Source organism: Paenisporosarcina sp. P5_A11, from assembly GCF_056400705.1.
In genome coordinates, this window is the sequence record NZ_JBFUKT010000230.1 from 1 (window position 1) to 4,295 (window position 4,295).

Here is a 4,295-nt window from a genome sequence, read left to right on the forward strand (position 1 = left end):
CCTTTAGTCGATTCATCGTATGAATAGTCTTCTTCGTTACGAAGTACTTTCACAAGTGCATTTGACTGCTGATAAAGTTGAGCAGATTTAGCAGCATTTCCAGAAATGATCAACGGCGTACGTGCTTCATCAATTAAGATTGAGTCAACTTCATCGATTACTGCAAAGTAAAGTGGTCGTTGAACATGTTCCTCTTTATATAACACCATATTATCGCGCAAATAATCGAAACCTAATTCGTTGTTTGTCGTATAGGTAATATCCGCAGCGTATGCATCACGTTTTTCATCTTTATTCAAACTATTTAAATTCAAACCGACAGTTAAGCCTAAGAAATTATATAATTTACCCATTTCTTCAGCATCACGACTCGCTAAATACTCATTGACCGTCACTACATGAACGCCTTTACCAGTAATTGCATTCAAATAAACTGGCATTGTAGATGTTAATGTTTTACCTTCACCAGTTTTCATTTCAGCAATATTTCCTTCATGAAGTGCTGCAGCTCCCATAATTTGAACATGGAAAGGATACATTCCGAATACACGTCTTGCCGCTTCTCTTACAACTGCAAACGCTTCAACTTGTAAATCTTCTAATACAGTCCCACTAGCATAGCGTTGTTTAAATTCATCTGTTTTTGCACGTAATTGATCATCAGTTAAAGCTTCTGTTTGTTCTGCTAACGCTTCAACTTGATCAGTAATTTTTTCTAATCTTTTTAAATCCCGCTTATTTAAGTCAAATACTTTATTTAATACTCCAAGCATTTAAATTCACTTCCCATTTAGTCTAAGGTTTATTTTAACACTGCTACTAAAGGGGTGCAAATAACGGACTTGTACAAATCAAGTGACGTCGTTATCTAAGAATGTATGCAATTGCCCTTTATTAAGTGGTTTACTGTAGTAAAAACCTTGAATTATATCTGTTTCCATTGCTATTAGGAGCTCCAGTTGTTTAACTGTTTCAACCCCTTCTGCAACAATATTAAATCCTAAATTGTGTGATAGGTCTATGACCGATTTAACAATTGCTTGCACTCTGACGTCATTTTCCATTTGTTGAACAAAACTTTGATCAATTTTCACTCGATTGATCGGTAATATTCGTAAATAATTTAATGAAGAATAACCTGTTCCAAAATCATCTAGGGCAATTGAGATACCCATTTTTCGGATCTTTTGAAGAGTTTGTAGCACTTCTTCTCCGCTATCTATAAACATTGACTCGGTAATTTCAATTTCAATTAGACTTGGATTTACTTGATACTTTCTCAAAAGTGTTTTTAGCCTGTGAATGAAGTCTATCTCTTTTAGTTGTAATGCGCTAACATTTATTGCTATGGATGAAACATATGGATATTGATGATGAATTTCTTTAATTTCCCGAATTGCCATTTCGAGCACCCAATCACCAATTACTAAAATATTACCTGATTTCTCGGCTACAGGAATAAATTCTGCCGGAGAGATCATTCCCCATTCAGGATGACGCCAGCGTAGCAACGCTTCCAAACTTTCTGTCCTATTTGTTTTTAAATTGAATTGTGGCTGATAAACCAGCGTAAAGTGATTGAATTTAATAGCTTCACGCAATCCTTGTTCCAACATATGTTGATTTTCAAACTCTTCTTTCATTTCATAATTAAAATAAAGAATTCTATTTCTGCCGGCCTCTTTCGCTTTATATAGAGCTGTGTCAGCGTTTACGAATAGTTGTTCACATGCGTCTGCATCTGTCGGATAAAGGGAAACCCCCATAGAAGGTGTTACGAATACAGCTTGTTTATTTAAGTAAAATGCTTTTGAAAATGCATCATGTATATTATTCAGTGTCGTTCGAATCAAAGGGAAATGTTCTCTTTCCGTATGCAAGAGTATTATAAACTCGTCTCCACCAAATCGACCAAAATAACTATGCTTAGGTAATAATTGTTGAATGCGTTCTGCCACTTGAATTAAAAGATCATCACCGTATGAGTGACCTTTCGAATCGTTAATTTGTTTAAAGTGATCTAAATCTAAGAAAGTAACGGCAATCATTTGGGGAGTATTTCGTATATCCTCGATCCATTTTGCCAGTTGACGTCGAACTGATGAACGGTTTGGTAAACTTGTTAAAGAATCAAAACGAGCTTGGAAATCCATTTCTTGAACTTGTATATTTAACAATTCCCCCATCTGCTCAATTGATTGTGCAATTTCCCCAATCTCATCATTACGATTAATATTCATATTCGAACCTAAGTTTCCTTGTTCCATTTGGCGAACATGTTTCACTATTATGGGTAAATCTTTTAACATACTACGCAAGATTATGGACAAAATGATTAATATTAAAACAGCTGCAATAATCCATGACAACCCAATAGTCTTGGCATAATTTTGAAGTGGGTGAGTAACATTAATGGCGGGTATATAACTCACCATTTGCCAACCTGTCCCTTTAATTTCTCGGACTTCAACATATACGTTGCCTTGAGATGTGTTAACTAAGGTAACAACATCATCGGAGATATTGAGCTTTTTTAATCCAGGCCACATATTGTCATCATCAAATAAAATTTGACCTTGCTCAGTTAATAAAACATATTTGTTATTGTTAATTTCATAGGACGCAATTAATTGAGGTATGGTTTCTAATTGCATATCTAATTCTTCTAATTCACCAAGTTGCTCTGCAATTCCTCTTTTACCTTTTAACAAAGTATTAATTTCCTGTGCAACAACTTCATTTTTCATTTCCAGTTCTTCTTTTATATGTCCCTCAAATAATTTTTTCGAATAATTGTATGAAAAGGCAGCTATTATAAACAGAATTGAAATGACAACGGCACTCATTGCGAATAATACCTTGCCTCGTAACCCAAATTTGTCCCATAGCCGTATGCTAATCAAATAATTCCCTCCCCTTTTGAAACGGAATTATGTATTCTATCTACTGTTTTAATATTCGCTTTAATCGACTGAATTCCTCCTCATTCGACAAATAAAAAAGTAGGTATTTCAATAAAGACAAAAAAAGAAAGCCCACGAATATGGGCTTTCTTTACAAGCTTTTCATTTAGTTAGTTTCGATTAATCCGTACTTACCATCTTTACGTTTATAGACAATATGTGTTCCATCTGATTCAGAATCTGTGAATACGAAGAAATTATGTCCAAGCATATCCATTTGTAAAACGGCTTCTTCTTGATCCATTGGTTTCAATTCAAATTGTTTTGTACGAACAATATGGATATCTTCTTCACTATCTTCTTGATGCGTTGCTTGTTCTGGTGATTGCACGTTAGCAAAATATGCGCCAACACCTTCTCGTTCACGGAACTTACGATTTACTTTAGTTTTATATTTACGAATTTGACGCTCTAATTTATCGACGATTAAGTCGACTGCTGCATACATATCATTATGTCTTTCTTCAGCACGAAGCGTTAAATTCTTCATCGGAATCGTAACTTCGACTTTCGTTTGACTGTCGTTATATACCTTTAAATTGACATTTGCGTTCGCTTGGATTTCTTCGTTGAAATAGCGTTCAACTTTATTGATTTTGCTTTCAACGTGTTCGCGAATCGCAGGAGTTACCTCAACGTTTTCACCGCGGATATTATAATTTAACATGTAAACTCCTCCTTTAATTAAGGCTATGTTAACCTTATTCTACTTATCCCCTAATAACTCCTTCAACAAACCAAAAATAAATTAGTAATTTGTCGAATGAAGTCATTTCCATTAATTTTTCATGCGCGGATTAGCGTCAAAGCATCAACCGTATTAGCTCCTGCTTTTTTTAAAACATAGGCCGCATGGTGCAATGTAGTGCCGGTTGTATACAAATCATCGACTAATAAAATATTTTGATTTTGAACATCCTTCGTAACCGTGAAAATTAATTCTGTAGAGATTCGTTCTTTTTTCGATTTTCCGACTTGCGAGTGATTTAATGTTTTGGACAAGACATGATGAAAAGGAACATTTGCAGCATTTAGTAATTCATCAACTTGGGAAAAAGTCCGTGCGAGTAACATGTCCGGATGAAGAGGAATAGGAACAATTTCCGCTTTAACTTTAAGTAATGGCAGAAAATCCGATGTAAATATGTTTGCGAGTTCCACGTCTAATTGAAATTTATACTGCTGATAAACGTGTTTCATCCAGTCATTGTAGTTGTATATGGAATTAACGGAATCAAGGGCACCTTCATAATGGGTACCGATCCATTCGTTCCTACAATCTTTTTCTTCAGCTTTTTCGAATTTATTTAAACATTTTTCGCAAACTAATTG

Annotated in this window: 4 protein-coding genes; all 4 read right to left on the reverse strand. The window is 34.8% G+C overall.

Features of this window, described 5'->3' with window-relative positions; genetic code table 11:
* Nucleotides 1-773 (reverse strand): DEAD/DEAH box helicase (locus AC1DOS_RS18330; protein WP_477538660.1); only part of this gene is annotated, 773 nt, incomplete at its 3' end.
* Between the two features lie 78 nt (nucleotides 774-851).
* Nucleotides 852-2,903 (reverse strand): bifunctional diguanylate cyclase/phosphodiesterase, encoded by a 2,052-nt coding sequence (locus AC1DOS_RS18335; RefSeq protein ID WP_477538661.1) that lies wholly within the window; start codon nucleotides 2,901-2,903, stop codon nucleotides 852-854.
* A 166-nt stretch (nucleotides 2,904-3,069) separates the two neighbouring features.
* Nucleotides 3,070-3,630 carry a ribosome hibernation-promoting factor, HPF/YfiA family gene (hpf, locus tag AC1DOS_RS18340; RefSeq protein WP_108584181.1) on the reverse strand — a complete coding sequence of 187 codons (561 nt, stop codon included), beginning with the start codon at nucleotides 3,628-3,630 and terminating at the stop codon, nucleotides 3,070-3,072.
* Between the two features lie 119 nt (nucleotides 3,631-3,749).
* Nucleotides 3,750-4,295: ComF family protein (locus AC1DOS_RS18345; RefSeq protein WP_477538662.1), on the reverse strand; the 546-nt coding region annotated here is incomplete at its 5' end.

Excerpts from the sequence above, each read along its gene's own strand:
- hpf (WP_108584181.1), bottom strand. The coding sequence starts at position 3,630 with ATGTTAAATTATAATATCCGCGGTGAAAACGTTGAGGTAACTCCTGCG.